This window comes from Micromonospora cabrerizensis, from assembly GCF_022230955.1.
Taxonomy (GTDB): Bacteria; Actinomycetota; Actinomycetes; order Mycobacteriales; family Micromonosporaceae; genus Micromonospora; species Micromonospora cabrerizensis.
The window spans coordinates 1-1,184 of sequence record NZ_JAKKFI010000108.1 but is presented as its reverse complement, the minus strand read 5'-3'; the positions used below and the strand labels follow the sequence as shown (position 1 = coordinate 1,184).

Annotated in this window: 2 protein-coding genes; one reads left to right on the top strand and one right to left on the bottom strand. The window is 66.9% G+C overall.

The features are described from left to right. Positions 1 to 34 precede the first annotated feature (34 nt). Positions 35 to 1,033: an IS481 family transposase gene (locus LADH09A_RS28435; RefSeq protein WP_238648760.1), complete on the top strand. Its 999-nt coding sequence runs from the start codon at positions 35 to 37 to the stop codon at positions 1,031 to 1,033. Here the strand turns inward: LADH09A_RS28435 and LADH09A_RS32155 are convergent. Next, a partial coding sequence (locus tag LADH09A_RS32155; RefSeq protein WP_372492367.1) for a GntR family transcriptional regulator occupies positions 1,030 to 1,184 on the bottom strand: 155 nt, incomplete at its 5' end. The two genes, LADH09A_RS28435 and LADH09A_RS32155, sit on opposite strands and share 4 nt — an antisense overlap.

Below are 1,184 nucleotides of genomic sequence, written 5' to 3'. Positions count from 1 at the left end.
TGCCCCGTCCTACCCCGAACCAGCGGAGGCCCTCATGCCCCACCGTAATGCACCCTTGTCCGAGACCGGCCGGCTGCGGCTGGCTCGCTGTGTCGTTGACGACGACTGGCCGCTGCGCCGGGCTGCGGAACGGTTCCAGGTCAGCCCTACCACCGCGAAACGGTGGGCCGACCGTTATCGCGTCGAGGGCGTTGCAGGGATGGCTGACCGACCCTCACGCCCGCACCACAGCCCGACACAGACCCCGACGCGCACCGAACGACGCATCATCAAAGTGCGGATTCTGCGCCGATGGGGACCATCACGCATCGCTTATCTGCTCGGGCTGAACCCGGCCACCGTGCACCGAGTCCTGACCCGTTACCGGCTGGCCCGTCTGACACATCTGGACCGGGCCACCGGCCGCAACGTGCGCCGCTACGAGCACGACGCCCCCGGCGACCTGGTCCACGTCGACATCAAGAAACTCGGCAACATCCCTGACGGCGGGGGCCACCGCGTCCACGGCCGCGCCGACGGCATCCGCAACCGTTCAGCCCATCGCGATCCGACCCGCCCCCGCAAACTGACCAACCGACCAAACCTCGGCTACCAATACCTGCACAACGCCGTGGACGACCACTCCCGGCTCGCCTACACCGAAATCCTGCCCGACGAGACCCGCGAGAGCGCCGCGGCGTTCTGGCAACGCGCCCAAGCGTTCTTCACCAACGCCGGCATCACCGTCAAACGCGTCCTCACCGACAACGGCGCCTGCTACCGCTCCCATCTCTGGCGCGACACCCTCGCCCACGCCAGGATCACCCACAAGCGCACACGGCCCTACCGACCCCAGACCAACGGCAAAGTCGAACGCTTCAACCGCACCCTGCTCGACGAATGGGCCTACGCACGGCCCTACACCAGCGAGACCGAACGCCGACAAGCCCTCCCCGGCTGGATCCACTCCTACAATCACCACCGCGGACACACCGCACTCAACGGCCTACCACCCGCCAGCCGCGTCCCCAACCTCACGGGTCAGTACATCTAGCTGTCGGCGACGAAGACGCCCTGCCCCTGCTGACCGTAAATCAGGTTCCGCTCGTGCAGCTCCTTGACGGCTCTGTACGCCGTGGAACGCGCCACGTTGTACAGCTCCCCGATCTCGGAGACCGACGGCAGTTGTTGGCCGGGAGAGTATT